The organism is Octadecabacter antarcticus 307 (genome assembly GCF_000155675.2).
In the GTDB taxonomy this organism is placed as follows: domain Bacteria; phylum Pseudomonadota; class Alphaproteobacteria; order Rhodobacterales; family Rhodobacteraceae; genus Octadecabacter; species Octadecabacter antarcticus.
In genome coordinates, this window is record NC_020911.1 from 1,768,666 (window position 1) to 1,795,160 (window position 26,495).

23 protein-coding genes and 4 pseudogenes are annotated in these 26,495 nt (G+C 50.1%); 9 read left to right on the forward strand and 18 right to left on the reverse strand.

Annotated features, from left to right (window positions below):
* Positions 1-14 precede the first annotated feature (14 nt).
* A protein-coding gene (locus tag OAN307_RS09080; protein WP_085982882.1) for an IS3 family transposase occupies positions 15-1,144 on the forward strand; the annotation gives its coding sequence in 2 pieces (ribosomal slippage) (positions 15-249 and positions 249-1,144; 1,131 coding nt in all).
* Between the two features lie 40 nt (positions 1,145-1,184).
* Here OAN307_RS09080 and tnpA read toward each other — a convergent pair.
* The 11 genes and pseudogenes from tnpA to OAN307_RS09135 form a co-directional block, all read right to left on the reverse strand.
* Positions 1,185-1,517 (reverse strand): annotated as a pseudogene (gene tnpA / locus OAN307_RS09085) (IS200/IS605 family transposase); the annotation flags it as partial.
* A 97-nt stretch (positions 1,518-1,614) separates the two neighbouring features.
* Entirely contained in the window at positions 1,615-2,703 is a 1,089-nt protein-coding gene (locus OAN307_RS09090) for an ABC transporter ATP-binding protein (RefSeq protein WP_015499483.1), read from the reverse strand.
* On the reverse strand, positions 2,703-3,491 hold the full coding sequence (locus tag OAN307_RS09095; protein WP_015499484.1) for an ABC transporter permease: 789 nt from the start codon (positions 3,489-3,491) through the stop codon (positions 2,703-2,705). The genes OAN307_RS09090 and OAN307_RS09095 overlap by 1 nt, the downstream gene beginning before the upstream one ends.
* On the reverse strand, positions 3,488-4,486 hold the full coding sequence (locus tag OAN307_RS09100) for an ABC transporter permease (protein ID WP_015499485.1): 999 nt from the start codon (positions 4,484-4,486) through the stop codon (positions 3,488-3,490). Before OAN307_RS09100 ends, OAN307_RS09095 begins: the two co-directional genes overlap by 4 nt.
* A 73-nt stretch (positions 4,487-4,559) precedes the next feature.
* The gene (locus OAN307_RS09105; RefSeq protein ID WP_015499486.1) at positions 4,560-5,666 is read right to left on the reverse strand and encodes an ABC transporter substrate-binding protein; all 1,107 of its coding nucleotides are present in this window, start codon (positions 5,664-5,666) and stop codon (positions 4,560-4,562) included.
* A 59-nt stretch (positions 5,667-5,725) separates the two neighbouring features.
* The gene (locus OAN307_RS09110; RefSeq protein WP_015499487.1) at positions 5,726-6,826 is read right to left on the reverse strand and encodes an NAD/NADP-dependent octopine/nopaline dehydrogenase family protein; all 1,101 of its coding nucleotides are present in this window, start codon (positions 6,824-6,826) and stop codon (positions 5,726-5,728) included.
* 121 nt (positions 6,827-6,947) lie between these two features.
* Complete coding sequence (locus OAN307_RS09115) at positions 6,948-7,526, reverse strand: peroxidase-related enzyme (protein ID WP_015499488.1); 579 nt, start codon at positions 7,524-7,526, stop codon at positions 6,948-6,950.
* Positions 7,523-7,990 carry a carboxymuconolactone decarboxylase family protein gene (locus tag OAN307_RS09120; RefSeq protein ID WP_245541008.1) on the reverse strand — a complete coding sequence of 156 codons (468 nt, stop codon included), beginning with the start codon at positions 7,988-7,990 and terminating at the stop codon, positions 7,523-7,525. Before OAN307_RS09120 ends, OAN307_RS09115 begins: the two co-directional genes overlap by 4 nt.
* Positions 7,991-8,004: 14 nt before the next feature.
* On the reverse strand, positions 8,005-9,471 hold the full coding sequence (locus tag OAN307_RS09125) for an NAD(P)-binding domain-containing protein (protein ID WP_015499490.1): 1,467 nt from the start codon (positions 9,469-9,471) through the stop codon (positions 8,005-8,007).
* 46 nt (positions 9,472-9,517) lie between these two features.
* The gene (locus OAN307_RS09130) at positions 9,518-10,840 is read right to left on the reverse strand and encodes an MFS transporter (protein ID WP_015499491.1); all 1,323 of its coding nucleotides are present in this window, start codon (positions 10,838-10,840) and stop codon (positions 9,518-9,520) included.
* Positions 10,837-12,300 carry an aminotransferase class V-fold PLP-dependent enzyme gene (locus OAN307_RS09135; RefSeq protein WP_015499492.1) on the reverse strand — a complete coding sequence of 488 codons (1,464 nt, stop codon included), beginning with the start codon at positions 12,298-12,300 and terminating at the stop codon, positions 10,837-10,839. Before OAN307_RS09135 ends, OAN307_RS09130 begins: the two co-directional genes overlap by 4 nt.
* 107 nt (positions 12,301-12,407) lie before the next feature.
* On the opposite strand from OAN307_RS09135, the gene OAN307_RS09140 reads away from it, so the two are divergent.
* Positions 12,408-12,872, forward strand: a complete 465-nt coding sequence (locus OAN307_RS09140) for an Lrp/AsnC family transcriptional regulator (protein WP_015499493.1) — start codon at positions 12,408-12,410, stop codon at positions 12,870-12,872.
* A gap of 201 nt (positions 12,873-13,073) precedes the next feature.
* Here the strand turns inward: OAN307_RS09140 and OAN307_RS09145 are convergent.
* The 3 genes and pseudogenes from OAN307_RS09145 to OAN307_RS09155 form a co-directional block, all read right to left on the reverse strand.
* Positions 13,074-13,259: pseudogene (locus OAN307_RS09145) on the reverse strand (IS3 family transposase); the annotation flags it as partial.
* A gap of 16 nt (positions 13,260-13,275) precedes the next feature.
* The gene (locus tag OAN307_RS09150; protein WP_015498857.1) at positions 13,276-14,328 is read right to left on the reverse strand and encodes an IS110 family RNA-guided transposase; all 1,053 of its coding nucleotides are present in this window, start codon (positions 14,326-14,328) and stop codon (positions 13,276-13,278) included.
* A gap of 194 nt (positions 14,329-14,522) precedes the next feature.
* Positions 14,523-15,466: pseudogene (locus OAN307_RS09155) on the reverse strand (IS3 family transposase); the annotation flags it as partial.
* Positions 15,467-15,741: 275 nt separating this feature from the next.
* Between OAN307_RS09155 and OAN307_RS09165 the strand changes: the two are divergent.
* Together OAN307_RS09165 and OAN307_RS25155 are read left to right on the forward strand one after the other, a co-directional pair.
* A pseudogene (locus tag OAN307_RS09165) lies at positions 15,742-16,014 on the forward strand (transposase); the annotation flags it as partial.
* Between the two features lie 802 nt (positions 16,015-16,816).
* Positions 16,817-17,908 (forward strand): restriction endonuclease, encoded by a 1,092-nt coding sequence (locus OAN307_RS25155; protein WP_015499495.1) that lies wholly within the window; start codon positions 16,817-16,819, stop codon positions 17,906-17,908.
* A gap of 261 nt (positions 17,909-18,169) precedes the next feature.
* Here the strand turns inward: OAN307_RS25155 and OAN307_RS09175 are convergent, their stop codons facing one another.
* The 3 genes from OAN307_RS09175 to OAN307_RS09180 all read right to left on the reverse strand — a co-directional run bounded on the left by OAN307_RS09175 (position 18,170) and on the right by OAN307_RS09180 (position 19,796).
* Complete coding sequence (locus tag OAN307_RS09175) at positions 18,170-18,625, reverse strand: bactofilin family protein (RefSeq protein ID WP_245541009.1); 456 nt, start codon at positions 18,623-18,625, stop codon at positions 18,170-18,172.
* 280 nt (positions 18,626-18,905) lie between these two features.
* The gene (locus OAN307_RS26140; RefSeq protein WP_144055547.1) at positions 18,906-19,100 is read right to left on the reverse strand and encodes a hypothetical protein; all 195 of its coding nucleotides are present in this window, start codon (positions 19,098-19,100) and stop codon (positions 18,906-18,908) included.
* A 372-nt stretch (positions 19,101-19,472) separates the two neighbouring features.
* Positions 19,473-19,796 (reverse strand): helix-turn-helix transcriptional regulator, encoded by a 324-nt coding sequence (locus tag OAN307_RS09180; RefSeq protein ID WP_015499498.1) that lies wholly within the window; start codon positions 19,794-19,796, stop codon positions 19,473-19,475.
* A 1,175-nt stretch (positions 19,797-20,971) separates the two neighbouring features.
* On the opposite strand from OAN307_RS09180, the gene OAN307_RS09185 reads away from it, so the two are divergent.
* The 4 genes from OAN307_RS09185 (at position 20,972) to istB (ending at position 24,400) form a co-directional block, all read left to right on the forward strand.
* Positions 20,972-21,526 carry a hypothetical protein gene (locus OAN307_RS09185; RefSeq protein WP_015499499.1) on the forward strand — a complete coding sequence of 185 codons (555 nt, stop codon included), beginning with the start codon at positions 20,972-20,974 and terminating at the stop codon, positions 21,524-21,526.
* A gap of 151 nt (positions 21,527-21,677) precedes the next feature.
* Complete coding sequence (locus OAN307_RS09190) at positions 21,678-22,100, forward strand: hypothetical protein (RefSeq protein ID WP_015499501.1); 423 nt, start codon at positions 21,678-21,680, stop codon at positions 22,098-22,100.
* Between the two features lie 51 nt (positions 22,101-22,151).
* A complete protein-coding gene (istA, locus tag OAN307_RS09195) occupies positions 22,152-23,651 on the forward strand; it encodes an IS21 family transposase (protein ID WP_015497934.1) in 1,500 nt (499 codons plus the stop codon).
* A complete protein-coding gene (istB, locus tag OAN307_RS09200) occupies positions 23,648-24,400 on the forward strand; it encodes an IS21-like element helper ATPase IstB (RefSeq protein ID WP_015497935.1) in 753 nt (250 codons plus the stop codon). Before istA ends, istB begins: the two co-directional genes overlap by 4 nt.
* Before the next feature lie 100 nt (positions 24,401-24,500).
* On the opposite strand, the gene OAN307_RS31230 is transcribed toward istB, so the two are convergent.
* Entirely contained in the window at positions 24,501-24,821 is a 321-nt protein-coding gene (locus tag OAN307_RS31230; RefSeq protein ID WP_408634932.1) for a DUF6538 domain-containing protein, read from the reverse strand.
* A 337-nt stretch (positions 24,822-25,158) separates the two neighbouring features.
* Here OAN307_RS31230 and OAN307_RS09205 point away from each other — a divergent pair, with 337 nt between their 5' ends.
* Positions 25,159-26,460, forward strand: a complete 1,302-nt coding sequence (locus OAN307_RS09205) for a tyrosine-type recombinase/integrase (protein WP_015499502.1) — start codon at positions 25,159-25,161, stop codon at positions 26,458-26,460.
* Positions 26,461-26,495 lie beyond the last annotated feature (35 nt).

Consider the following 26,495-nt stretch of genomic DNA (forward strand, 5'->3'; position numbering starts at 1 on the left):
GAAGGAGATAGAGAATGGCAAAGAGATACACAGATGAGTTTCGGCGTGATGCGGTGCGCATGGCGACGACGAGTGGGTTAACGCGGCCTCAACTTTCATCAGATTTAGGGGTTGGGCTTTCGACGCTGAACAAATGGGTTCAACAGCATCAACACGATGACCTGATGTCAGGACCGCATCAAGACGTTGAGAAGGAGAACACGCGGCTTCGCAAGGAAGTCCGTCTGCTGCGCGAGGAGAGGGAAGTGTTAAAAAAGGCGGCGATCTTCTTTGCAGGCCAAAGCCGGTGAGGTTTGCTTTCATCGACGTCTGGAAAGAAGAATGGCCAGTTGAGTTTCTGTGCCGCGTTATGCGGGTCACATCACGTGGTTTCCGCGCGTGGCGGGTTCGCCCGATGAGCCAGCGACAACGAGATGATATGGTGATCCTAGCTCATATCCGTGAACAGCATCGCTTAAGCCTGCAAAGCTATGGGCGGCCTCGGATGACCGAGGAACTGCAAGAATTGGGATTGAAGGTGGGCCATCGTAGGGTCGGACGTCTGATGGGCGAGAATGGCATCAAGATCATCAGAACCCAGAAGTACAAGGCGACAACGGACAGCAACCACACGTTCAACATCGCACCAAATCTGTTGGATCAAGATTTCTCAGCGACTGGCCCCAATCAGAAATGGGCTGGCGACATCAGCTACATCTGGACAAGTGAGGGCTGGCTGTATCTTGCCGTCATCCTTGACCTGTATTCTCGCCGCGTCATCGGCTGGGCTGTCAGTAACCGCATGAAGAAGGATCTGGCAATCCGGGCGTTAGATATGGCCGTTGCTTTGCGCCAACCACCGGAGGATTGCATTCACCATACGGATCGTGGTTCGCAATATTGCTCAAATGAGTATCAGAAGCGCCTGTCCAAGCACGGCTTCAAGATCTCGATGAGCGGCAAGGGAAATTGTTATGATAACTCTATGGTTGAGACGTTCTTTAAATCCATCAAGGCTGAGCTGATCTGGCGTAACCGATGGGATACACGCCGTCAGGCAGAAGGTGCTATATTCCAGTATATCAACGGATTTTATAATCCAAGGCGCAGGCACTCGTCGCTAGGTGGTAAAAGCCCCTTGGCATTTGAACGAAAGGCCGCATAAAAGAGTTCAGAGACCGGAACGTAAGCGTGACAAGTCCACATCATTTAGAGGAATGTAATTCCAGATACTGCCTGATGATGTCGTCAGCGGTCGGTTACATTTCCAGAGGTTGTAGAGAAATACCCACGGGCCCAAAACCGCCTGCCCCAGTAGCGTTTTCGCAACTCAGGGAACTCCATCTGGATGCGGCGAGACGGGCGACCTTTGATGCGTTGCATGTCGTTGGACAGGGATAGTTTTGGCGGGATCGACAGGGACATATGCACATGGTCGCGGCCCAGAATGCCTTTCACAATATGGACGCCCATTTCTGCACAAAAGTTCGCATGATAATCTCACGTATCCGCTCCTGCATCGGACCCTGCAGAACCTTCAACTACAACGCTCGAGCAACCCACCCAACCGCACAGACTTTGCGACATAATTTCTCAAAACAACCTTTTGCGATGGAGCAAGTTAATCACACCAGATCAGCCACGCAGAACTGCCATATGATCGGCTTCCCATCCAAGCCAAACTAGATCATCGCCAATATCCTGCCCGATCGCCGTATCGACATATGCCTTGAGCGTGCAGCCATTTGTGTCCTCGACCTGAAGATCTATAGCCATGCGGCTGCCCAAGAAGGTCTTGCCAACGACACGACCCTGAGCGACATTTTCAGTGGCAGGTCGTTTGGTGTGAAAGCTCAGCCTTTCCAGCCGAATCGACGCCGTAACCAATTCGCCCGATTTTGGCAGGCTTGCAGAAGGGGCATGCCCGCGCAAAGTTTGGCCATGCCACTCCAGCACGAGATTCCTGCCCTCAACTCCACGGACCTCGCCTGAGATAAAGTTCGTTTCTCCAATAAATTCTGCAACAAAGCGGTTGGCGGGATGAAAGTACAACTCTTCTGGTGTGCCGTCCTGTTCGACACGTCCATTGTTCATCACAATAATACGGTCAGACATGGTCAGAGCTTCTTCTTGGTCATGGGTGACAAAAAGAAATGTCTTGTTGGAACGACGTTGGATTGATTTTAGCTCCTGCTGGACTTGACCGCGCAACTTAGCGTCCAGAGCGCTTAGCGGTTCGTCCAGCAATAGAAGTGCCGGATCTGGGGCCAAGGCCCGTGCGAGTGCAACGCGCTGACGCTGACCACCCGAAAGTTGTGCAGGGTAGCGGTCGACATAACTTTCCAGTTCCAGAAATGCCGTGATTTCATCAAGCCTCAATTTGATATCGGCTTTGCCCATACCTTTCAATTCTAACCCAAAGGATATGTTCTGACGCACTGTCATATGCGGGAACAAAGCATAATCCTGAAAAACCATATTGACGTTGCGCTTGTTGGGTGGGAGCGCGGTCACGTCTTGGTTTTCGATGATAATTTTACCGGTGCTGGGCGTCTCGAAGCCTCCCAGGATACGTAAGGTCGTCGATTTACCGCAGCCGGATGGGCCGAGGAATGTCACGAATTCTCCTGGGGCAAGACTGAGATCCAGATGTTCAAGCGCTAAATCTTTGCCAAAGCTTTTTGAGACACTTTCGATACGGATAATTGGGTCAGGGACGGACATTATTTATTTTCCTTATTCATGCGGCGGGTAAACTGTTCTGCCCAGACGCCAATAATGGCGGTCATGACCAGTGCAACCGTGGCAATAGCGTTAACTTCCGGGGACATACCCGAACGTAATTTCGTAAAGATCAGCACCGGCAAGGTGGGTTCGTAGCCGCCCAGGAAGAACGAGCGGACGAAGTCATCAAAGCTAAGCAGCAAACAGAAGATGCTGGCACCTAGGATAGCGGGCATCAGGTAGGGCAATGTCACCCTCAGGAAGGTCACGAGTGGATCGGCCCCAAGATCACGTGCTGCTTCGGCATAGCTTTTTGGCAGGGTTGATAAACGTGCAAGGACAATAAGGGCAACGAAAGGAACATTATGAACCGCATGCGCCCAGATGATAGCGAACATACCCGGTTCGATCCCTAAAAATCGGGCGTAAATGCGGAAAGCAATGGCCGAAATCACCCCTGGCACGAGTGCCGGTAGAATTGTCAGACCAAATATTACTGCCCTGCCAAAGAAGCCGCGGTTGCTGAGAAGTACCGCAATCCAAGTGCCGACAATGACAGCAACGATGGTAGAGAACGCCGCGATGACTGCAGAATAGCCAAATACATAAAGGACTTCGGTATCTTCGAAGATTCCTAAGTACCAATCCAGCGTCCAGGAGCGGATCGGAAAACCAATAAATTTGGAATCTTTGAAACCCATCAAAATCATCAAAATGAGAGGCACAAAAATATAAAGAACAAAGCCCCAATAAACGCAGGAAAGAAAAACGCGTGAATAACGGGTCAATTTACGTCTCCCTTGCGTAGGCTACTGATAAATTTTTGGAAAGCGCCCGCCATGATCAGTGCCGTCAAGAACATGATAGTGGCAAATGCCGCCCCAGTAGGCCACTGGTCGCCCGCAACATGGAAGAACCCAGCGATGGTTTCGGCAAAGGTCGTGGTGGAAGGTCCACCAAGCAAAACTGGCGTGGCGTAAAACCCCGTTGAGATAAGAAATACAAGCGTACAGCCTGAACTGATACCCTCGAGTGTCAAGGGCAAGGTCACGCGTCGGAAACGGGTCCAGGCACCTGCTCCTAAATCTGCCGCAGCTTCGTTAAAACTAGGAGGCAATTTCTCAAGTGCGGAATAAAGCGGCAGCAGCATGTAGAGCGCCGTCAAGTATACAATGCCAACCCCAACCGAAAACCCAGTATACATAAACGGGATCGGACGTTCAATAAGGCCAATTGATTGCAGCATCAAATTGATGGCGCCGTTATTACCCAACAGGATCATAATGGCATAAGTACGGACAATTTCGCCGACCCAGAACGGTATTAGAAGGATCAGCAAAAATAATAATTGGTTCTTACGCGTAACGTGGCGTGCTAAAAAGTAGGCCACCGGATACGTCAAAAGTAGCGTGCAAAAAGTCATTGCCACGCCAAAAGCGAGGGTTCGGAAAAAAGGCATCCAGAAGATACTGTTACCAAAGAACTTCATGTAGTTGTCAAAGGTAAAATGGGTCTCAACGCTCGGCGCTACTGGATAGGCATCTGTCAAGCTGACCACTGCCATTTGCAGCATCGGACCTAGATGCTGGGTCAGCACCCAGAGAACGGGAAAAGCCGCAAGGATGATAAATTGTCTGGTCGGTGATGCATATATTACATCGACGAGCGCCCGATAGGGAGCCCAGCAAACAAGTCGTCCCCAGAACGGGCGGTCTTTTACACCTTGTTTCGTCTGGCCGTTCACAACGGGCTTTTTAGGTGCAGATGCTGAGTAAGCAGTCATTTTCTTCCTTTCAATCTCGACAGATCCGGCCCGCCCCATTGAGTATAATAGGGCGGGTGATATCTGGCTGCGCTTAGGCTGCCTTAACTGCTTCGACCGCAGGATCGACGAGCTGATACTTCATCTCATTGGCCTCAGCGCGGAAAAACTGAAGTCGTGAAAGTTCTTCATCAGTGAAAGACGTCGACTTTTTTTCAATTTCAGTGAGGTGCTGTGATGCATCCTTGTAAGTCGAGATAAAACCTGATGCCTGAGTCATTGCGGCACCAATTTCGGGTTTTGCAAGGATCGCATTGAGGAAGGTATATGCGTTGTCAACGTTGGGGGCGTTCTGAGCAATGTTGTATGTATAGACAAAGCCATAAGAACCCTCCTCGGGAACCGTCATTTCGATAGGAAAGCCGTCTTTAATCAATTGGGCAATTGGACCATTCCAAGCGTGGCCCAGAGCGATGTCTTGATTGACGAACATCTGCTGAATCTCAGCACCGCCATCATAGTACTTGCGTACCAATGGCTTTTTATCAATTAAGAATTGCTGGACTTCTGCAACGATCGCAGCAGCTCTTTCAGGATCGTCCATGTAAGCAACCATATTGCCGTCATAGCCCATCTTAAGCATTAGTACCGAAAACATGTCCTGAAGGATATAAGCGGTCTGCTGGCGGTATTGTTCTGAGAAAAGTACGTCCCAGCTATTGGCTTCTTCTTGGCTTACTAAATCGGTATTGTAGGCTAGAACTTCCATCCCAGAAAGGATCGGAGCACCCCATTTTTCGCCCCGGATTGTGGCCCAGTCCCCTTCAGAGAAGGTTGGGTTGATATTGCCCCAATTGTTCAGACGGTCTGTGTCCATGGGCGCCAGCAGGTCACTGTCAATAAACTGGAGAAAGCGGTGGCCCGCAACGGTCACGATGTCGACCGTTGGGCTTGGGGCTTCGGCGGCAAGGAGATTGAACTGCTTTCCCTGATCATCAACCAGACGCACGTTTACTTTGATGCCAGTTTCGGATTCAAATTGGTCTTTGAAGTCATCCGGGACAAAATTGTTATATGTCCAAATGTTAACTTCGCCGCCTTGAGCGTGGGCGCGGCGCAGATAGATTGGGCTGGCCAGGGCAGCGGCACTTGCTGCGGTGGTGCCGAGAAATTTACGGCGGTTAAGAATTATGTTGGTCATTATTTTTCTCCAAGTTGGTTACGATTTTTTATTACCGTACGAGGCAAGTTCTATGCGTCCTAGGCGCTGCTTGGCTCCAGCAGACCTGTACGGGCGGCCTGCTGAAGATCATCTAAGGAATACTGGTCAGGGGTTAGGGTGATGAGCAGTTCGTTCTCAGCCATGAAATCAACACCATACATCGCTGAAAAAATGCGGATACCAGCGCGGTGAAGCTCGGCTGGGCAGCCGACCATATCCCCCAAGACCACGGTCAGACCAAGCCCGTATGGCACGTCCTCCTTCACGTAGCGGCTGTCTGCGGTCGTTGGGCCAGTGCCACCATTTCCGAGAGTGTGCATCTGTTGGTTCATTTCAGAAATTGAGGCCACTGGCACATGGAAAGACAGGTGAAAATGTTCAAATATTGTTCTCACTTCAAGGCCAAGCGTAGCGGCAATCGCTTGCCGTTCTGCGTCCAGTGCTTCCAATAGCCGCCCAACATTAGGTGTCACATTCTGACCTTGGCTCCAAATTTCGCCGCGTTCCATCCGGGTCATATTGCCCAATGCGATACCCATGTGATTCTGTGGATTGAGGTTGGACAGCGAAATGGCCAACAGGCCATCACGTGGCTGAAATCGATCGCCGAATAGACGTTCGCAAAGATCTCGTGCGTTGGCAGATTTTCTTTCCGGGACCGTGCAGATATCCACCAGCTTTCGTAAGGTGTTAACATGTACTTCGGTGCCGGACTGACGGCGGCCCGTGACTACAGTGGTGCCCCAGGCGGTGATTGGTGCGCTAACACCTCGTTTTTTTAGCAAATTACCTAAATAGATTGCGCCAAGTGACACATGGGAAGATACAATGACGTGTTGATCTTGGCGAATATGATCTGCGAGCGCATCCATGATAGCTTTGTGTCCATAGCCGGGTAGGGCAATAATCAGCGTATCATTGTCGCGCGCGAGACTTTCAGCACTAGAAGCTACTCGGACATTATGTGTCGCCTCGATTGCGCCTTTTGCTGTCAGGGCACTACCCGCTGCAATATCCGCTGTCCCAGCACCGGAGGGCGACCAAAGCATTGGATCATGTCCATTTTCGCAAAGCAGAACCGCTGTTCCAAATGCGATAGAACCTGCACCAGCAATTCCAACCTTTTCAGATACCGTCATATAACTTGCCTCATTCTTGAATTGGTGATCGTGGCCTTTTTGGCGCGGTTATGACTCGTTGTCACATCCATTAAGGTGGAAATGTGAATTTTAAATATGATGTCTGACCACCAAAGAATTTTCATTCCTTGCGCACCGGGTCGCCTAATACATGCATCAAGCGATTAGCCCATCCGAACAAGGATGTGGACAGGACTAAATCTAAAATTTCTGCATGAGTTAGTCCCGCAGCGCGCAAAATGGAAACATCACTCTCGTTCGCCTGAGGGGGGCACTCGGACAATTTCCGAGCAAAATCAAAGATCGCCTTATCGCGACTTTTCAGTTTCGCATTCTCACCCGCCGTGAATATCTGGTCTGTGGCTTCAGTGCTTTTTGCAAGTTCTGCATGACGGGAAGCATGTACCGCGGCACAGTAAATACAGCGATTAACCATTGATGCTGCAATTGCCCCCAACTCTCTTTCAGCGCGACTCATTCCTCCACCGTCATACATGATAGCGTTAAATAATGGTGAGCGGGCTTTAAGTGCCTCTACGTCATGCGCCAAAACCAAGACATAGTCGGAAACCTTAGTGTTGGAGGGCGTGACTTGTAGCGCCTCAAGTTGCTCTTTAGTGGCTTCCTTTAAATCAACCGGTGTTACCCTTGGCTGCCATTGAGGGACGTTGCGGGTAAATTTGTGGATCACGCGGGTCATGCGATATCCCCTTTGATTAAACTGAGGCCAGCGACCATGCGAATCTGGAAGGCGAGAAAAGCGTTAAGTTCAGCTAAGCGCACGATATCTGCGTCGGAGACCCCAGCCGCTTGAAGGCTCGTGATGTCATTTGCCCTAACTTCGCGGGTTTGGGCCGCAACTTTGTCCATGAAAGTCACAACAACGCCCATATTCTGAGCAGTGCCGTCATTTGCAGGATCTGCCAGTGGGCCGTCGCCCCCGGGACGTCGGCCGTATTGTGCGACAAGCGTTTTTGATCTGTTGAGCTTCGCAATTCGAACTGCGAAGGCAGCGCGGGTTTCGGCCGGCCATGCGCCGGCATCAACCGGAGCCAAAACCGCATCTTCAGCCGCCTGCGTCAGTTCGAACACATTGACGCGATTTAGTGCCGCATCACCTGCCGGAGTACCAGTAGCAACGCCACTGCATGCCAGGCTAGTCATTTCAAAAACGGAACTCATGCAACTTGTCCTTTCACATCAGAAACGTCCAGTATCGACGGTTCCCATTCATCACCAAAGAGTTCTGGGGTTTCGTAATCGACGAGATTTTTCCAATGGGCCTTCACGTCTTCAGCATAAAGCGTAGCGGCGATGGAGCGGGCGAGAAGGTTTGCACCTTCGGAAACACCAGGGATATCACCACTGATCTTCCCCAAGCTGGCAGTAGCGCCAAAATTGAAACAGTAGATACCTCCAAGCCAAGGAGCACGACCGACTGATTTTTCGCGAAATGATAAGTCAGAATTTAGGTAGGGAAAGTACCCCAAATCACGATTCTGTTCGTCATCAGGTGGAGTATAAACATTATGCCAGAGTAAAATGTCATCTGCAGCTTCGCCAAATTCCTTACGAGCCATAGGGTCCACCTTAAATCCCGTGCCCAGTATTAGGAAGTCAGTTTTATATGAGGTTCCGTCGGTGAAGCTAACACGCAGCGCATCCCCCTCTTCTGTGACAGCGGACACACCTTTACCAAAGTGAAAATAGGCATTGGAGTGGCGACTGACCCGTATTGTCGATCCATGAGGAGGTGGGGTCTGGGTGGCGAAGCTGTATTGCATGAAACGCCAGCGCCATTCGTCCGGTAACTCCCCAAAACCAACCGTGAATCCACGGCTTGCTATACCCATCATTTTGTTCACCGTGGGCATTTTTTTACGACGGATTAAATGACGCACCTCTACAGCGCCATGTTCAAGGGCTTCAGCGGCGTTATCGACGGCAGAAGCACCAACACCAACGACCGCTACACGTTTAGTTTTCAGCGTGCGAAAGTCGATATTATCGGATGAATGCGCCCAACGGTGCGGCGGCAGACCGTTCACAAAATCCGGGATATTTGGTGTTCCAGTCCCATCGCGCCCAGTGGCAAACACTAGCTTGCGGGTCAGGAGACTGGGCGTATCAGCACCTGAAAGGTGGAGACGCAGCAAGTCACCTTCCGGTTCAACCCGTTCCACCGATACGTCGTTTTCGATCGGTATATTTAGGACACTTCTATACCATCGAAGATAATCCATCCACATCGTACGTGGGATCTTTTCTAAGGCGTCCCATTTAGCAGCACCGAATTGGGCACGGTGCCAAGCCTGAAATGTGAGCGCGCCGTGGCCGAAGGCTGGACCGGTGAGTTGTTTTGGTGAGCGAAGCGTTTCCATCCGGGCATAATTGAGCCATGGGCCCTCGAAACCTTTGGGGTTCCGGTCGAGAATACGCACATTCGTTATCTGGCTGGAGGTTAGGCCCATCCACGCAACCATACCGCACATCCCGCCGCCGATGATCACAACATCATTGACATCCACACGCTGCGGCACCCAGTCCTTGCCTATGTAACAAAGATAAGCGAGATCCTCTTTTACGCGTGTTTCAAGAGCCACAAGACCCTTGCCGTTGATCGCGTCTATATTGTCGCCGAGCATAATAATGTCCTATGGGAAAAGTTACGTTTTGTAGCGCTCACTGCCATTATCGGTTCCAAAATGTGTGAATGTCATCAATGAAAAAGGCATGTTGGTGCCGATGTTCTGCACCGCTGCCGGCAATATCACGCAGGTGTGGATGGGTTGAATCCAGCTCTGGGTGGTCATGCAGGCGCTCTATTGGGTCATCAACGGGCCAAACATACATGGCCAAAAGTACAATTGCGATGCAAAGGCCAGACAGCACAATCAAAGCCCCTTCGAGAGATATCCATGTCGCGAGCCAACCTGCGAGTGGATATGCTAAGAGCCATCCAGAATGACTGAGGGAAAACTGCGCCGCAAAGACTGCCGCCCGATCAGCGCGCTCCGCTGAACGTGCAATGACCAACCCACCCGGCGTAATCACCAATGAGGAGGTTAGTCCTAAACCGGCCCAAAGCACCATCAGGCCGTTTATGTGAAGGGGCAATAGAATCCCACTACCTAGAGTGGCGAAAGCTAGCGCTCCACAAATCATCACACGTCGCTCACCAAAGGCCCTGACTAAGCGTGGCACCACAATGGCGCCAGCGGTGGCACCCAGACCAAAGGCTGCCATCAGAAGAGGGTAGTAATAATCGGCATCGCCCAACCGCAAGCCCGCATATACAACCGTATTTACCAATACCCACCCCATAGCCAGCGATAGCGCTAAGTTCAAAAGAAACAACCCTCGCAGTCGGGGTGTGTGCCAATATATTTTCAGACCGCGGGTCGCACTCTTCAAGAAAGTCCCGGCACGCATGGTATGAACCTCGGGCGGAAAGCGGGTGGCCAACAGGGCTAGAATTGACCCTAAAAAGGCAAGGGCTGCCAAGAGAAATAGATCTTCCGGGGAGGCGAAATGAAGCACTGCGGCGGCTAGGATTGGACTACTCACCGATTCCAATGTATACGCAATACGTGAGTAGGCTAGCGCCTTGGAATAAGTGCCATCATCGGGGAATAGGTCAGGAATCACCGATTGGAAAAGTGGCGTGAAGGCCGATGAGATGGCAAAGAACATAAAGGCGAGCATGGCAATTTGCCAAAAATCAGTTACAAAAGCCATTGGTAATAATAACGCCAATCGCAGCAGGTCAAGTGTGATCATCACCGGCTTGCGTGACCTTCCGGTCAACAGCGCTTCTGCCGCCGGAGCCAAAAGAACATAAGCTACCATCTTCAGGGCCAATAGAGATGCTAGAACCTTACCTCCAGCCGCGTCGCCACCAATTTGATAAGCAGCAAGAGCCAAGGCAACTGTGAGAAGTCCTATCGCCACTAGAGAGCATAGTTGTGCAGCAAAAAGCGTCCTGAAATTAGGGTATCCGAGAGGGCTTTTCATAACTGAGGAATTTCCCCTGCTACTTCTTTGTGAGTGAAACGCGCAGTGGCTGTGTCAGCCTCGTAATCGTCAAAATAGCGTGAGGCATTCTTGGCTAGCGTATCTACGCCTGAAATTATCGCATCGACTTTTTCATCGCTCATCAATGCCGATAAGTTAAGGCGGACCCAGCCGGGTTTCTCGGTTTCGACGCCTGCTTGGATGGCAGAAAAAATAGAATCCGATTCTGCCTTCTGCATATCCAAAAGCCTGTGGCCATAGGCGCCTGCGCAAGCACACCCGCCGCGGGCTTGGACCCCGTAGACATCACTCAGCATCTTTGTGAACAACTGGTGATGTACCAGCCCTCCATTTTTAGTTCGGATGCGAAATGAAAAGATAGGTAACACTTCACTCGCTTCGCGGTTACCCAGAAGTTCAATACGAGAATTCTGCAACCAAACTTTTTCCGCACGCCTACGCAGATCATTTTGGCGTTCAGTCAGCCACTGCTGCCCGAGCGCAACCTTGATCATCAGCACAAGTGCGGCCCGAATGTCCCCTGTGATATTCGGAGTTCCGCCTTCTTCGCGAGCGGTAACGTTCGTTGAATAAGAATGACCCCAAGGCGATACAAACGAGACGGTGCCGCCGCCGGGCCTGCTTGGGCGTTTGTTACGGACGATGGTATTGCGGATCAACGTCACACCGGAGGCTCCTGGACCACCTGCAAATTTATGGGTTGAAAAAACGATCGCATCTTTTTCGCAGTCAGTTCCCACATTTAATTGCATCGGGATATAGGGACCTGCACAGCCGTAGTCCCAGATGGCAAAGGCTCGGTGACTTTTTAACATGCGTGTTACAGCGTCAACATCCGTAACAATGCCAGTCACATTCGAAGCTGCGGAGAACGCACCGACAATAAGATTAGCGTCACACGAAGCAGTGAGTGCCTGTTTCAACGCGACCATGTCCGGCCCACCTTCAGCGCCTTCAGGAATTTCGATTACATCAGCCCCACATTCGCGCCAGGGTAAGAGGTTAGAGTGGTGCTCATATGGGCCTACGAGCACAACGGCTCGTCTGCCAGAAGCCCGTTCTGCTTCAAAGTCCAGCAGACTCACGATGTGGTTGATCCCTGCTGTAGATCCCGAGCCGGTAAAGATCACACTGTTGTCAGGTCCAGCCCCTGTCAGGCGACTAATTTCGGCGCGAGCGTCTTCGCGAAGACGTGTAATGAAATTACCGCAATAGGAGGCTTGGGTATGGCTGTTAGCGTAGTAAGGCAGCACGACATAACGCAAAAAATCTTCGACTTGGGTCAGGGCGCGTCCCGAGGCGACGTAATCGGCGTAGATCATCTGTTTAGGGCCGTAGGGACCATCAATCACTATATCATCGCCAATCAGCCCCTTCTGTATCCGGATCTTCAGTTCCGGTTGACGTAGGCTATTTGCAAATTCTTCAAGCGGGGACATTTAAGCTCCAAAAAATATCATATTAACTTCAACATGGCACAAAAATTCATAGTAAACTCTCTTATTATTCGCTTGTTTTATGAAATTGGTTGTCGTTTGATCGGTTTATGAGTAAAATATTAGATCAAACTGACTATCGAATACTTCACGAACTCCAGAAGGACTCTTCTCAATCGCAGCGCTCGCTGAGTGACAAGTTGGGCCTATCGCAAAATGCCTGTTGGCGCCGATTGAAAGCGCTAGAAACCAAAGGCGTTATTTTAAATCGGACAGTAACCTTAAATCGGAGCAAGCTGGGCGTAGATCTGGTTGTCTTTGTTATGGTCAAGACGCGGTACCATTCTGGCACTTGGCTGACTCAATTCCGCAACCATGTATTGTCAATTCCGGAAATAACCGATTTTTTTCGAATTGGTGGAGAGTATGACTACCTCCTCAAGATCGTCACACGCGACATGGCAAGCTTCGACGAGGTCTACATACGGTTAATCGCTAAAGTCGAACTGGAAACAGTGACTTCCTTTTTTTCAATGGAGGCAATTGCTGAACAGCGGCCCATCTCACTGCGCTGATTAATCGCCAACTGGTCCTATAACACCCTTCAGCACAGGTTAATTTACAAGGATTCAAGCACTTTGTTGCACAAATCGCCGCGTGGCGGGATTCACTGTCGAAATTCAGCGTGATAGCTGGCTTTTATGAGCAGCTGGATCCCTACCGCGTATAAGACCAAGATGGACCTGTCGCGCTTTAGTGCCGCCCCAAGTGCTCGTTTAAGCCACCTTGCGTTCGAAAGCGACGGGGCTTTTCCAACCCAATGTTGAGTGGCGGCGGCGTGGATTGTAAAAGCCGTTGATGTATTCAAAGATTGCCATCTCGGCCTGCCTGCGGGTTTCCCATGTGTTGCGCCAGATCAGTTCGGCCTTGATGGTTTTGAAGAACGTTTCCACGGCAGCGTTGAAGCTCCTATATTCGTCAAGCAGCAATTTTGATGGTTTGTGGCACGCAGAGTTGGCTGTAAATCTCCCGGACGATGTAACGCTTCAGGCATCGAATGATTTCGCTTTTGCTTTTGCCATCTTTCGTACGTTTTTTGACATAAGCAAGCGTCGGTTCGTGGCTGCGCATCCTGACGATGGCGACACGGTAGAGCGCAGCGTTGGCTTGTCTGTTTCCTCCTCTGTTGAGACGGAAACGGTGCGTTTTCCCACTTGATGCAGGGATGGGACAAACGCCACAGAGTTTGGCAAATGCAGCCTCAGATCGGATGCGCGTGGGATCATCGCCAACGAGGATTAGCATCTCTGCGACTGTCATTGTCGCAATTCCGTGGGATTGCATCAGGTCCGGAGCGCGTTTGATGACAAGTCGCTCCAGTTCTTTATCGTGACCCAGAATCTCTTCATGTAGCAATAGCCACCGTCGTGCCAAAGCTCGCATGGCTGCTTTGGCAGAAGCTAATGTATTAAGTATATCACCGGGTCTGAAGGCCGCGATATGCCGGATCAATCCGATCTTACCTTTGATCTGATCCAGTACTTCACGCAGATCAGCTGGTGCATTGATGATCAGTGTTTTCAGGGTCACCATCGCCTGTGAACGTGACTTAACAGCCGTGTCACGGGCTATCTTCAGATGCCTGATCATCTCCGACGATCCCGTTTGGGTTTTAGGGCGGGAATTTGCCTGTCCAGATAAAACTGACCGAGCGGCACCTTCTGCGTCGAGGCTGTCGGTCTTGCCTTGAGTATAGCGCAGCTGGCGATTGGGTCTCGTAACCTCAACAACATGGTGCCCTTGTGCAAGCAAGCAGCGCGATAGACCGGCACCGTAAGAGCCCGTCCCTTCGATTCCAAAAGCTTGGACATGACCCAGGCCACAAGACCAGCGTTCCAGTTCCAGATATCCCTTTGAGTTCGCAGGGATGGAAAGTGCTGCTAGGCGGGTGCCTTGCGTATCAATCGCGACAGCAACATGTGTTGCCTTATGCGTATCGATGCCGATGATAATTGGATGTCTGATCTTCATGTTGTCCCCTTAGGTTGAGAATGCCCAGGCAACATTCTGAGAGGACAGGACTGTGATGGGGCGTCCCCGTCATGCTCCTATGAGGTCACATCTCACCCGTCGCCGGGGCGACTTGACGGTCGACACGTCAATACAATGACACGCAGTCAATCGTAACATGGGTCAGGCCATCAAGCCGCAATACCATACTCACAATCGTAACAATTGCCCTTACCACTCATGGAGACCTGAAAGTCGTGTTGGCGCAAGATCTTCTGATAATCGTGCGAGCAATATTGGCTGCCTCTGTCGGTATGGTGGATGCAGCCCTTCGGCGGGGAACGGAACGCTATCGCCATCTTAAGAGCCTGGATCGCCAAATCACGTTTCATCCGATTGCTGACGGCCCAACCTATGATACGTCGCGAGTGCAGATCCAAGATAACAGCCAAATACAACCAGCCTTCACGCGTCCAGATATAGGTGATGTCCCCAGCCCACTTCTGGTTGGGAGCATCTGCTGCAAAGTCACGGTCCAGTAAGTTCGGCGCGATATTGAACTTATGGTTACTGTCTGTTGTCGCCTTGTGTTTGCGTGTTCTAACCACAGATATGCCATTCTGGCGCATCAACCGGCCCACCCGACGATGACCAATATCCAGGCCAATCTCTTTCAGTTCCTCAGTCATGCGCGGCCTGCCATAGCTGCCAAGGCTGAGACGAGATTGTTCTTTGATGTGCGCCAGTGTGACCAGATCGGACCGCTGTCTTCGACTGGCAGGGCGGCTGCGGAATGCCCGCAAACCGCGAGGGCTGACGTCCAAAACATCACATAGCCGATTGGTGGAGAAGCTTGCGCTGTGTTCTTCAATGAACCTAAACCTCACGGCTTTTGGCTGGCGAAGAACTGCGTTGCTTTTTTTAGGATCTCCCTCTCCTCCTTGAGAACACGGTTCTCACGCCGAAGCCGGTCATTCTCTTGGGCGAGGCCTAAATCCTCTTTCGAAACCACGTCAGTGTCTCGGTACGCTGTGATCCACTTATTCAGCGTCGACATACCGACGCCAAGATCATCCGCCACTTGCTTGCGTGTAAGCCCGCTGGTCAGTGCTATACGCACCGCATCTTGCCTGAATTCGTCCGTTCGTTTCAGTCCCATAGTCAGTCTCATTTGTTGCAGTAAATGCTATCAAAGGAGCGGCATCAAACCGTGACAGGTCCAAACTTCATGGCGCGCTTTTGAGATGTCGATTGCCACCAAAACAGGCTCGGATTGTCCAATATTGGTGTCGGCCATAGTCAGTCTCCTTTGCAGTGTGGCTGGTACAAAACCACTGTAGAGACCTGAGGCTCGGCTATGACCACCTTCTGCGCTAATTGGGGGCTGCGCAGGTCGTCATAGCCTATAGATCAGCATCCTTCCGAAGGTGTTATGGGTCGGAATACATCTGTGGGACCTTGATGACATGGCCTGAAAAGCACGGTGTTTGGCTTGAACACATCCAGCCAGGCAAACCTCAACAGAACGCCTATATCGAGCGCTACAATCGAACCATTCGCGGCGAATGGCTGAGCCAATACATCTTTGAAACGATTGAGGAGGCCCAAAACCAAGCGACAGAATGGCTCTGGACTTACAACAATGAGAGACCCAACATGGGCATCGGCGGCATAACACCCGCAATGAAACTGAAAACAGCCGCGTGAATTCTACGGCTGAGCCCCATTAAAAATGGGGGGATTACCAGAGCGGTGGCGATCCCATTTTTTGGTATCTTTGCATCCAGCGCGTTTTTGTTGCTGTCGCTCGGGGCTTTGCGATTTAGCAGATGGGTAAAATCTGGTTCTTAGATGGCGGCATAAGTCTAATTACAAAAATAAAAAAATCGAATACCTAAGGATAGAAATTTGCGCGGGAGGGGGACGACTAAGAGAAAATGCGCGACCGTTTTTCCCCCGCCCCCCTCGGACCGGATCGCCTCACAATCGGCCAGCCTCACAGAATCGAGGGGGTATGGGGGGGTGTCAGACTTGGCCAGCGTGGTGATTGCATTGATGTGGGTGCTGATAGGCTCGATAAGTCTTATCGATGGTGGGAACAATCGTGCTCGATTGTATGGAATATCTAAAAGCAACACCAAATGGCACCCATATGGCCCCCAATAATAATAGTGTAAACCAGAGTGCAGGTCTAGCTTTGGGACAAGTCATTGGCTTTTATGGGTTTAATTGGCTCCGGCGGTAGGGATCGAATAGATAATAAAGTTACTATAAATCAATATCTTAGATGTAGTCTTGTATGATTTGTGTACCGAATAGTCCCAATTTTGTGTACCGAATAGTACTATCTGCATGTTGCCGGAATGTGGAAGGTAAGGCGCGTGGAGTCCCAGGATGTTTCTGGCGATGCACCGTGAATCTGGATCACTTTGAACTTTAAGATGTAGGCGCTATGGTCTTATTTGCAGAATCAGAGGCTGCGACAAGGGCTTTGGAGAAGTGATGATTAATGTTGTTTAAACAAAAACCCTGTTCGTCGTGTCAGAGTTCTTTTTTTGAGTTGGAGCGAATTCAGAAGCAACTTGATGCGGCGAGACGGGAAGTCTCTCGGCTTAATAAAGTGCTCAACAATTTGAGTCAGGGAAATAACAGATTAATCTCTGTACAGCCTTCTGATCAAATATCCAAGAATTTGCACCCAATTGAAAGCTTTCCAAACAGCGACGAAAGAAGACAGAAGGCTGCTCTCGCTTACGGCTTTCCAACTGCGCAGATTTCTTTGCGAGAGGAGGCCGTAATACAATCTAATCACTCCATTCAGGCTCACCCAAATTTGAGCACTTCTGAGGAGGTTGAGCCTAGAGCTTCAAAAAAGTTCAAGATGTCTGAGAATGATCGTGTACGCTTAAACCAAAAGCGGGCAGATTTAAAAGCTAGGCTGGGTCCGAATGCTGAGGAGACGCGGGAAATTAGGCAGCAGCGGGAGCGGGAAGAACAAATTGAAGCTATTAAGAAAGCATGTGAAAAACACTTTTCGGCATTAGTGCGCAATTTAAGGCGTAGCCAAGTCTACAATGATTACAATGCTCTGGTTGCAGATGGCAGGGTAACTGAGTGTGGTAATTTTCTGCAAAGTTTAGACCTCAAAACAAACCGCTTGTCGCTCGAAGAAGCTTCAAATGCTATAATTTCAACAGTCGAAGAGTTGGCAGATAAGCAGTCTGATGAGGGTTTTTCTGCAGAAGGGTATCCAGATGACGGCTGGGAATTTGAGCATTGGGTGGCGGAAGCTCTTGAAAAGTTTGGTTGGCAAGCACGCGCTACTCAAGGTAGCGGCGATCAGGGTGTGGATGTTGTAGCTGCAAAAGATGGTTTGTCCTTGGGCATTCAGTGCAAAAGATACTCTGGTTCTGTAGGCAATAAGGCTGTTCAAGAGGCATACTCAGGGGCCAAGTATATGGGTCTAAACAAAGCTGCTGTGTTGACTAATGCTAACTTTACAAAAAGCGCCAAGGAGCTTGCGGCGTCAACTGGTGTGCTTCTGTTGTCGCCCGAAGATATTCCAACTTTGAGTGATCGGTTCTCAGGCAGCGGAGCATGAATTTGTTAGTATTATTGTCTAAACGTTATCACTAAGAAATTAGGGTGGCTAAGAAAAACCACAGCAAGTATCAACGGCTTTTTGCAGCACAACACAACCCAATGAGTACTGCCTCAGGTAATGACCATCACCTGATTAGCGCACGCATGCCCCTGAGAGGCCCTGTGTTAAGCGCACAGTGCGTTGGTGGGTTTTTGGCTCCATTTCTGAGGTATGGAGCTAATGGCACTCAGGAGTTATGTTTGAGGGCTTATTCTTGCCCTATGTGTCGCCTTTGGCGCGCTTTCCCGCCGCTTGGATATTGCCTTGAATTTCTGCACCCGACTCGATTGAAAGTTGATCAGCTTTAATATCAGCCATTACTTTTGCCGTTGTTTTAACTACAACACTAATCGCCGCGACAGTACCTTCTAGGTGTCCCTCAATTGTAACGCTGCGTGCGCGAACATTTCCAGTCACCCGACCATCTGAGGTAAGCACAAGGACATCAGCAGTAATATCCCCAATAATTTTTCCGCCAAACTCAACAATTCCGTCACTCGTCCAGTCACCTTTGATCAAAATATCATCATGCAATACAGAGCGACGCTTCTCGCCTGAAGTCCTTTGTGTTGTTGGCTTTTGCAGGTTGTCAGTTGTTGTTTTTGAGAACATTAGGGTTACCGATTTATTAGAATGTTGTTGGGGGTATGGTCCTGAAAATTTGCTGTCGGTCAAGCAAGTTCGAAGCGCTGCCTGATAAGACTATCTCCAACTTCTGTAGCACCACACAGTGAGTACTACCACAGATTAGGGCATCACCAGTCCAACGCGTGTATGGCCCTGAGAGGCCCTGTGGTATCCGTAGGGTGCGTTGGTAAAGTTTAGGCTACCCATATTAGAAAATGAACCCAAAGTCGCTCACGGGACCTATTTAAACCCTAACCCCAAATGTATTCGAGGGCGCTACTGGCAATAGTTATCGTGTTGGAATTCACTGAGCTAAAGCGACACGCAGTCACGCCACGGTATAAGTGTTGTCACCCACAGCCTTACACTTGGGACAGGTGGCCCGCTTTCGTATCTCATGAGTTGTCATATTTTCATCAACCACCAACATAAGGAATGCAACTTCATGGGTGACAACGTGCTGACACACAGCGCAGGTGATATTGATCTTTTTATGCGGTATATCTTTTAGCATTGCGGTCATGCTTGAGGGTCTATCCTGCTGTTGTTTTTTTCAATAATCTACTGCGGCAACAGGCTATGCAGGGCTAGCTAGAAGGACTACCGAACTAACAATAAATTTCTTAGGAATGTCTGGACAGAAAATGAAGCCACTATGTACCTTTACGTTGGTCATGCTGCTAACATCATGCGGCACGACCTCAGGGCTACTGGACGGCTCAGCTACCGCTATCGAAGGCGTTGGTGAAGACCTTAGGTCAGTATCTGGTTGGTTCAGGTAATAGCTATTAGAGTGCTTCTGACGTGCCACAGCCGCTGGGGTGGGCAACGCGAAAATGTCAGGCTTGCTAAATCTGGCGCTTAGTGTTTCTGGTATGTGACTGAATGTTTGAGCTTATTTTACAGACAGGTTAGATCGAAGCGCCGTTGAAATTCTTGTGGGTAGGTCTTCGATCATTCCAAAATATAAGAATTCCAAGGATAGCTTGTGACGTGCACGTAATTTCTTCGCAGCACTAAGAGATAAGTCACGGCGGGCGTTTTCGAACGGACCATAGACCTGTTCTGTAAGGCCCGCCATTTCAGCGAACTCTTTTTTTGACAGCCCTAATGCTTCGCGGGAAGCCTTTAGGCGCGCAGTGACTGCATCGCGGTGATCTCCTAAGTTTTGAAGCATATTACTGACTATATCGATGAAAGTATTTTTTGCACTGACCATTTTGGTATTTTCATAAAATTTATCCTATGATGACCCATCTTATATAAAAAACAGCAGCGACTGAGGCAATCCCAAGGAAAATTGAGAAGGCCAAGCGAACAAGGGACAACTCGCCCATTCGCAATCTAAGCGAGTCATTGTAGATAGTTAATATTGCCATAATGCAAAATAAAATAGGATAAATTAGGTTCCAAAAGCGTTCTATGTAAGCTAAATCTTCCAAATAATCTAATCCCAATAATTATAGTATCTTACTATTAAGCTTCAGTGGACTGTTTATACAGTAAAATTATTGTACACTAGCAAACAATCAGTCCCTGATTGCGTTTGGGCTTCATGCAGTGGCCTCTGGCCGGCAAGAAACACCTGCAAGCTGGCCCAGACGTCGCGCATCATTTGAAATCACGGGTGTAGTCAATGCTAAACATATGATGGCTGTGATTGCCGGTAACCTCATGAGGTAGTCCTTTTAACTTATAACTGTAATGGACAGGCTTTACTTAGATATTAGCGCCATTTACCCACCATGAGATGTTTAGAGTTATCCATGATCACAACAAAAGATTCTACATGTAGTGCTTGATAGTTAGCTAGATGGCTACATGTAGTATAAATTAGCTTTGAATCCGATGCATTAACCTAAGTTCTCAACTGCAAATTGGAGCTTTTAAATGGGTATCCCACACTTTAATGATCGCTGTGTTTTTGCAACACTTCACTTTTGATTTTTTTAATTTTGATCGTCAGTCGGTCAAAGCTGACTAATCATAATGGAGAACTCTAATTTATTTACCGGATTATTACGCTTCCACTGTAGATGTACAATTGTGGTTTAGCTGTGTGAATTACTAATCTGTTGGTAGTTCGGTATTTCACGATCACTACTTTACGGCAAACCTCATGAGTCTCAATACGATTATTCGCGCTTTAGAGGGGGCGGATGCTAAACTAGGTAAAGTTAAGTTTTCACGTGCGGTGCATACTGACGTGACACTAATTTCCTAGTCCACACCACGTTCAAAATCGATGGATCAACCTCTCGGGGAAAATCCGTCTTCAAACTGCTGTTCAGCGGTCGTGTTTCCTATGCGCCTACCCTTTTGGTGTCGTTCGTTCGTGTCCGCTGCTTGGCAAATACCTGTGCGCTTTTGCACGACAAACCAAAGGAAATACGAATGAATACCCATGAGAAATCACAAGAACAACTGTTCGAAACAAATCTCGAACTATCCAAACCTCTTGGTGACTACGGTGATCAAATCATCGAGCACGACGTTGCGGTCTACTTAGCAACACCCAATGGGAAGGAACCAAAGATCGGAACGACGTTTAACCCAGCCGCTCGCAAACGTGCGCAGTCCCTTAAGGATGACGAGTTTGAGGTTCTTTGGTGGATTGTAGGTGGGTATATGACGTCCAATCACATCCACAGAACAGAGCAGATAGAAGCCAGAAAGTTTGGTCTGAAAGACGAACACGAGGGTCACCGCCACGCCGTCAATCGTGCCCGTCTAGGCACATTCGGACAGTCTGGAACCTACGACATCAAAAACATTGTCACTGGTGAAATAATAGTCGTGTCCGATGCGGGGGCACTAGAAAGAAAGCACAAGCTCGTACCGAAGAGTCTGTCTAGGGCAGCCAATCCGAAACAAAACCACAAACACGTCAAGATTAATGGCGTCAAACATACCGTGTCCTACGCTGAAAATAAGAAAGGGGGTGAATAAATCATGGGGAAACACGCCATAACTTTGCGTCTGAAAATACGGCCAGAATTGGTCACAGGTTTGGACAAAATCAGGAAGGCAAACGGTCTCAGTATGAACGCAGTCGTCAATGAAGCTATAACCATCGCCCTAGCGGCAAAAGGAAATATGAATGACCTCACAGACCAGTAAAACCAAACTGCCAGCAGGATTCATGGACATTACACCACGTGTTCGTTCAACCATTTGCAAAAGGGCCAAGCACCTGAAGATCGAAAACGACGATGGAGACGTCGAATATCAGGAGCTAACTTACACCAAAGATCAAGACAAAGCGGTGAATTACATCCTATATGGGGTGGCCAAATACAAAGGGGAATATCTCACTTGCTTCACCGACAATAAACCAGTTCTGGGTAACGATCTGAACACGACTGTTGATGCCTGTAAGATGAACACCAAGGCGCTATCACGTGAGTTGATTAAGCATATTATAGAATGCACGGTCAACTTTCAGCGTTATGCTTATTATCCAGGTGTAAAACGCACAGCAATAATGGGCCACAGAAACGGCTGCGACATAGCGCAGTTGTAGCGGAGTAAAATTCCGCCAGTTTGTGCCCTTCGTTTATTCGGAGGGCGGGAGATGTATTCTGTGGATATTTATAATCGTGTGCGCCGCGCTTGTTTGAAGGACGGTATGTCAGCCCGAGAAGCGGCTCGATATTTTAACAAGGACCGTAAGACGATCGCGAAGATGCTGCGTCATGCACTGCCACCTGGTTACCGCCGTTCAGAAGCGCCACGTCGCCCAACGCTTGATGATTATGTCGGTGTTATCGACAAGATCCTGCGCACAGATAAGGCCCTGATCAAAAAGCAGCGGCATACAGCGAAGCGTATTTTTGAACGCCTGCGCGACGAACATCGGTATGCTGGCAGCCTGACGACGGTGACTTATTACGTTCGGGAGCAAAAGCGGCGCACCAAAGAGGTGTTTGTGCCACTGTCGCATCGTCCGGGCCATGCACAGGTCGATTTTGGCGAGACCCTTGGCGTGATTGGCGGCGTAGAATGTAAGATCCACTTCTTCGTGATGAGCCTGCCGCATTCTGATGCTGTATTTGTGAAGGGGTATCCAGCTGAGACAACCGAGGCGTTTTGTGATGGCCATGTCTCGGCCTTTGCTTTCTTTGGCGGCATTCCGCAATCCATTCTCTACGACAATACCAAGATCGCCGTGGCTCGGATACTCGGGGACAGAACGCGCATCCGCACACGTCGGTTTACGGAGCTGCAGTCGCATTACTTGTTTGATGACAAGTTTGGCAGACCCGCGCGAGGGAACGATAAAGGCAACGTTGAGGGCATGGTTGGATACACCCGCCGCAACTTCATGGTTCCCGCACCTCGTTATGACAGCTTTGATGATCTGAACACACATTTGGAAGAGAAGTGTTTAGCACGTCAGGGCGATACGTTGCGGGGTCACACCCAAACTATAGGCGCACGCCTGATGTCGGATTTGGATGCTCTGATGGGATTGCCCATCGCAGAATATGAAGCCTGCGATCACGTCAGCACGCGGGCCACGTCAATCTCAATGGTGCGCTATCGCAGCAATGATTACTCGGTGCCAGTAGCCTATGCGCACCACGACGTTCACGTGCGTGGGTTTGTGCATGAGGTTATCATCGGCTGCGGCAACGAGATTATTGCGCGGCACAAACGATCCTACACATCAGCGGATATGATCTTTGACCCGTTGCACTTTTTGCCCCTGCTTGAACAAAAGGTGGGTGCCTTGGATCAGGCCGCGCCTTTGCAGGGTTGGAATTTGCCAGATGTATTTGCCACGCTGCACCGGCTGCTTGAAGCCAGAATGGGTAAGCCGGGCAAGCGGGAATATGTTCAGGTCCTTCGTCTGTTGGAGACGTTCGAAATGGATGTTGTGCAGGGTGCGATCCAGCATGCCATTGATCTGGGCGCGATTGGGTATGACGCTGTAAAACATCTTGTGCTGTGCAGAGTTGAGAAGCGGCCACCGCGATTGGATTTGGACTTCTATCCCTACTTGCCCAAGGCCAATGTCGGCACAACACGCCCGTCCAGTTACATGAGCCTGATGGGGAGGACGGCGGCATGACTGAAGCCCCTCAGATCCTTCTGCGGCATCATCTTAAACAACTGCGACTGCCAACGTTCCAAGGCGAGTATGCCAAACAGGCGCAGCTCTGTGCTGCAGAGAACAAAGACCACATCCACTACTTGGCGCGCTTGTGTGAGATGGAGTTGATCGACCGTGAACGGCGGATGATTGAACGTCGGATCAAAGCGGCGAAGTTCCCCAGCACCAAAAGCTTGGACAGCTTTGACTTCAAGATCATGCCCAGCTTGAACAAGCCGCTGACGATGGATCTGGCGCGTTGCGACTACGTGGATCGCAGGGAGAATATCATCGCCCTTGGCCCCTCAGGCACGGGCAAGACGCACATCGCTTTGGGACTTGGGTTGGCTGCGTGTCAGAGGGGACTGAAGGTTCGCTTCACAACGGCGGCAGCATTGGTCCATGACCTGATTGAAGCCCAAGATGAGCGGAGATTGCAGCGCCTTCAAAAACATCTGACAAGCCAGAACCTGTTGATCATTGACGAACTGGGCTTTGTGCCCCTCAGCAAATCGGGCGCGGAATTGCTCTTTGAAGTCATATCCCAATGCTACGAACGCGGGTCCATCATCATAACCTCGAACCTGCCCTTCGATGAATGGACCGAGGTCTTTGGCTCTGAGCGCCTGACAGGCGCGTTACTGGACCGTTTGACCCACCACGTCCACATTCTTGAGATGAACGGCGAAAGCTACAGGCTCAAACACAGCCGTAACAAACAAAAGTAAGCCCCATCCAGATCAGAACAATGGTGGCCCTAGGGCCAACATGCGCTTTGGCGCGCGTTAGCTATATGACAAGCACGCCCACCAAAGCGCCACACAAACATCACCCGAAATGGCCCCTTCTTACCCCGCGACAGAGGTCCCATTTTACTCTGCGATTGACAGCCCTGTGTGGCGGAATTACTTGTGGCCCACCTAAGGAAATCTCTGCTGTTAGCTGTGCTGCCATGTAACGTTCATTTTCTGCCACCCACTTTCTAAGGGCTTCAGCTTCATTGGTGGTGTTGAGCGACTGTTTCCACTCCGTCATCAGCTTTCCACGCCTGTTATTAGGGAAGTGGGGCTGCAAACGTTTGGGGATTCGGCGGCGATACTCAAACCAGCCCGTAGGCGACCTAAATAGATAAGATATCTTAGACGCCATAAGCAAACCTGTGTGCCGAGTGTGTACCGATCTTGTGTACCGAATACGACAGTTAAACCTTATGGGTCAACGTTTTATGGTCACTATGTGAAGAATTGGCTCCGGCGGTAGGGATCGAACCTACGACAAATTGATTAACAGTCAGTTACTGAAGCGGTTTTAATACTTTGTTCTAGTGACTAATTTCATTAAATTATTTAATAAGTCCATGTAAACAAGCGTAATTAGTGTACTTTTAATTGACTGTCGCCGACATGAGGTGACAAGCAATACAGTTTCAAGTAGTGACAAATCAAGTGACAAATTTAGTAGCATATCCAGTGATAAGGGCTCAGAGATGGCAAAGCTTACCAGCGGGCGAGGCGGCACAATTGAAAAGGCGGAGGCGCCTGAGAAAGGGCAGCGTTTTGTTTTTGATGATCACAGGGATGCACCGCGAGGTTTCGGGCTGCGGATAACCTCAGCGGGGGGGAAAGCCTTTGTGCTGGCCTATGCGGTTGAGGGTAAGCAACGGCGGGCGACTATTGGGAGTTGGCCTACTTGGACCCTTGAAGCTGCAAGGGCAGAGGCCAGCCAGATGCGCCGCAATATCGACGCCGGTAGTGACCCTCTAGAAGAAAAAAGGACGCGCAAGATTGAGCCGACGGTCGCAGACCTTGCATCAGATTGGCTCGACGTTCACGCAACTGGCCTGAAGAGTGAGCAAGCCATTCGTTCGCTGATCGGTGGCGATCTTGTCAAAGCCCTTGGAAAAATGAAAGTTACCGACGTGCGCAGGCGTGATGTGATTGAGGCGGTAGAAGCTAAAGCTGCGACCGCACCGCGTCAGGCCGCTCTTATGCTGTCTTACGCGCGTATGCTGCTAGACTATGCAACAGACCGTGACATCGTCCGAGCTAACCCTGTTGCTGGATTAAAGCCGGGTTCAATTAAGGTGGCAGGCAAGCGTGATCCGCTTAAGCCCGTCGTACGCTTACGGGTGTTGGATGCTGAGGAAATTAAAAGCATGTGGGCGAACGTTGAATCCTGCGGATTACATTTGCTGACGGGCCTCGCGCTCAAATTAGTTTTGGTAACAGGCCAGCGGCCGGGTGAGGTTGCGGGGATGCACGAGAAAGAAATAAGTGGCCGGTTGTGGACTATTCCCGCAAGTCGCAGGGGCAAAACAAGCACCGCACAGACAGTATATCTGACAGACACTGCCTTGGATATCATCGCCGTTGCAAAGGCTGAACTTCAACGCTTGCAGGGCCGCAGAAAGGGCGCGCCGAGTGGCTATATATTCGAGTCCAGTTATGGCTTACCAATCACCAATGCGGCCCTTCCTAGGGGCGTCCAACGCTCTCATGAGGCACTGGGAGCAAAGGATGATGAAGCGTGGGGGCGATGGACGCCGCACGATTTGCGTCGCACCATGCGGACAGGACTTTCAGCATCTAAGGTTGCCCCGCACATTGCCGAATTGACCATCGGCCATACCAAGCGTGGAATTGTTGCGACATACGATCAGCACACTTTTGATAGTGAGCGCCGCGATGCGATGATGGCGTGGGAAGCGCGATTGCTGGCAATCGTCGCGGGGCGTGACCCTGACGTGAAAGTTCCTAACGTCTTTAAGCTGGAAAGGGCCGGGGTGTGACGCGAACTACGACATCACGGGCCGGGCTGCCCAGC

What these genes read in the sequence shown, in the direction of transcription:
- OAN307_RS09090 (WP_015499483.1), bottom strand. Translation starts at nt 2,703, where the DNA reads ATGTCCGTCCCTGACCCAATTATCCGTATCGAAAGTGTCTCAAAAAGC.
- OAN307_RS09100 (WP_015499485.1), bottom strand. Translation starts at nt 4,486, where the DNA reads ATGACTGCTTACTCAGCATCTGCACCTAAAAAGCCCGTTGTGAACGGC.
- OAN307_RS09105 (WP_015499486.1), bottom strand. Translation starts at nt 5,666, where the DNA reads ATGACCAACATAATTCTTAACCGCCGTAAATTTCTCGGCACCACCGCA.
- OAN307_RS09110 (WP_015499487.1), bottom strand. Translation starts at nt 6,826, where the DNA reads ATGACGGTATCTGAAAAGGTTGGAATTGCTGGTGCAGGTTCTATCGCA.
- OAN307_RS09115 (WP_015499488.1), bottom strand. Translation starts at nt 7,526, where the DNA reads ATGACCCGCGTGATCCACAAATTTACCCGCAACGTCCCTCAATGGCAG.
- OAN307_RS09120 (WP_245541008.1), bottom strand. Translation starts at nt 7,990, where the DNA reads ATGACTAGCCTGGCATGCAGTGGCGTTGCTACTGGTACTCCGGCAGGT.
- OAN307_RS09125 (WP_015499490.1), bottom strand. Translation starts at nt 9,471, where the DNA reads ATGCTCGGCGACAATATAGACGCGATCAACGGCAAGGGTCTTGTGGCT.
- OAN307_RS09130 (WP_015499491.1), bottom strand. Translation starts at nt 10,840, where the DNA reads ATGAAAAGCCCTCTCGGATACCCTAATTTCAGGACGCTTTTTGCTGCA.
- OAN307_RS09135 (WP_015499492.1), bottom strand. Translation starts at nt 12,300, where the DNA reads ATGTCCCCGCTTGAAGAATTTGCAAATAGCCTACGTCAACCGGAACTG.
- OAN307_RS09140 (WP_015499493.1), top strand. Translation starts at nt 12,408, where the DNA reads ATGAGTAAAATATTAGATCAAACTGACTATCGAATACTTCACGAACTC.
- OAN307_RS09150 (WP_015498857.1), bottom strand. Translation starts at nt 14,328, where the DNA reads ATGAAGATCAGACATCCAATTATCATCGGCATCGATACGCATAAGGCA.
- OAN307_RS25155 (WP_015499495.1), top strand. Translation starts at nt 16,817, where the DNA reads ATGTTGTTTAAACAAAAACCCTGTTCGTCGTGTCAGAGTTCTTTTTTT.
- OAN307_RS26140 (WP_144055547.1), bottom strand. Translation starts at nt 19,100, where the DNA reads ATGACCGCAATGCTAAAAGATATACCGCATAAAAAGATCAATATCACC.
- OAN307_RS09180 (WP_015499498.1), bottom strand. Translation starts at nt 19,796, where the DNA reads ATGGTCAGTGCAAAAAATACTTTCATCGATATAGTCAGTAATATGCTT.
- OAN307_RS09185 (WP_015499499.1), top strand. Translation starts at nt 20,972, where the DNA reads ATGAATACCCATGAGAAATCACAAGAACAACTGTTCGAAACAAATCTC.
- OAN307_RS09190 (WP_015499501.1), top strand. Translation starts at nt 21,678, where the DNA reads ATGACCTCACAGACCAGTAAAACCAAACTGCCAGCAGGATTCATGGAC.
- istA (WP_015497934.1), top strand. Translation starts at nt 22,152, where the DNA reads ATGTATTCTGTGGATATTTATAATCGTGTGCGCCGCGCTTGTTTGAAG.
- istB (WP_015497935.1), top strand. Translation starts at nt 23,648, where the DNA reads ATGACTGAAGCCCCTCAGATCCTTCTGCGGCATCATCTTAAACAACTG.
- OAN307_RS31230 (WP_408634932.1), bottom strand. Translation starts at nt 24,821, where the DNA reads ATGGCGTCTAAGATATCTTATCTATTTAGGTCGCCTACGGGCTGGTTT.
- OAN307_RS09205 (WP_015499502.1), top strand. Translation starts at nt 25,159, where the DNA reads ATGGCAAAGCTTACCAGCGGGCGAGGCGGCACAATTGAAAAGGCGGAG.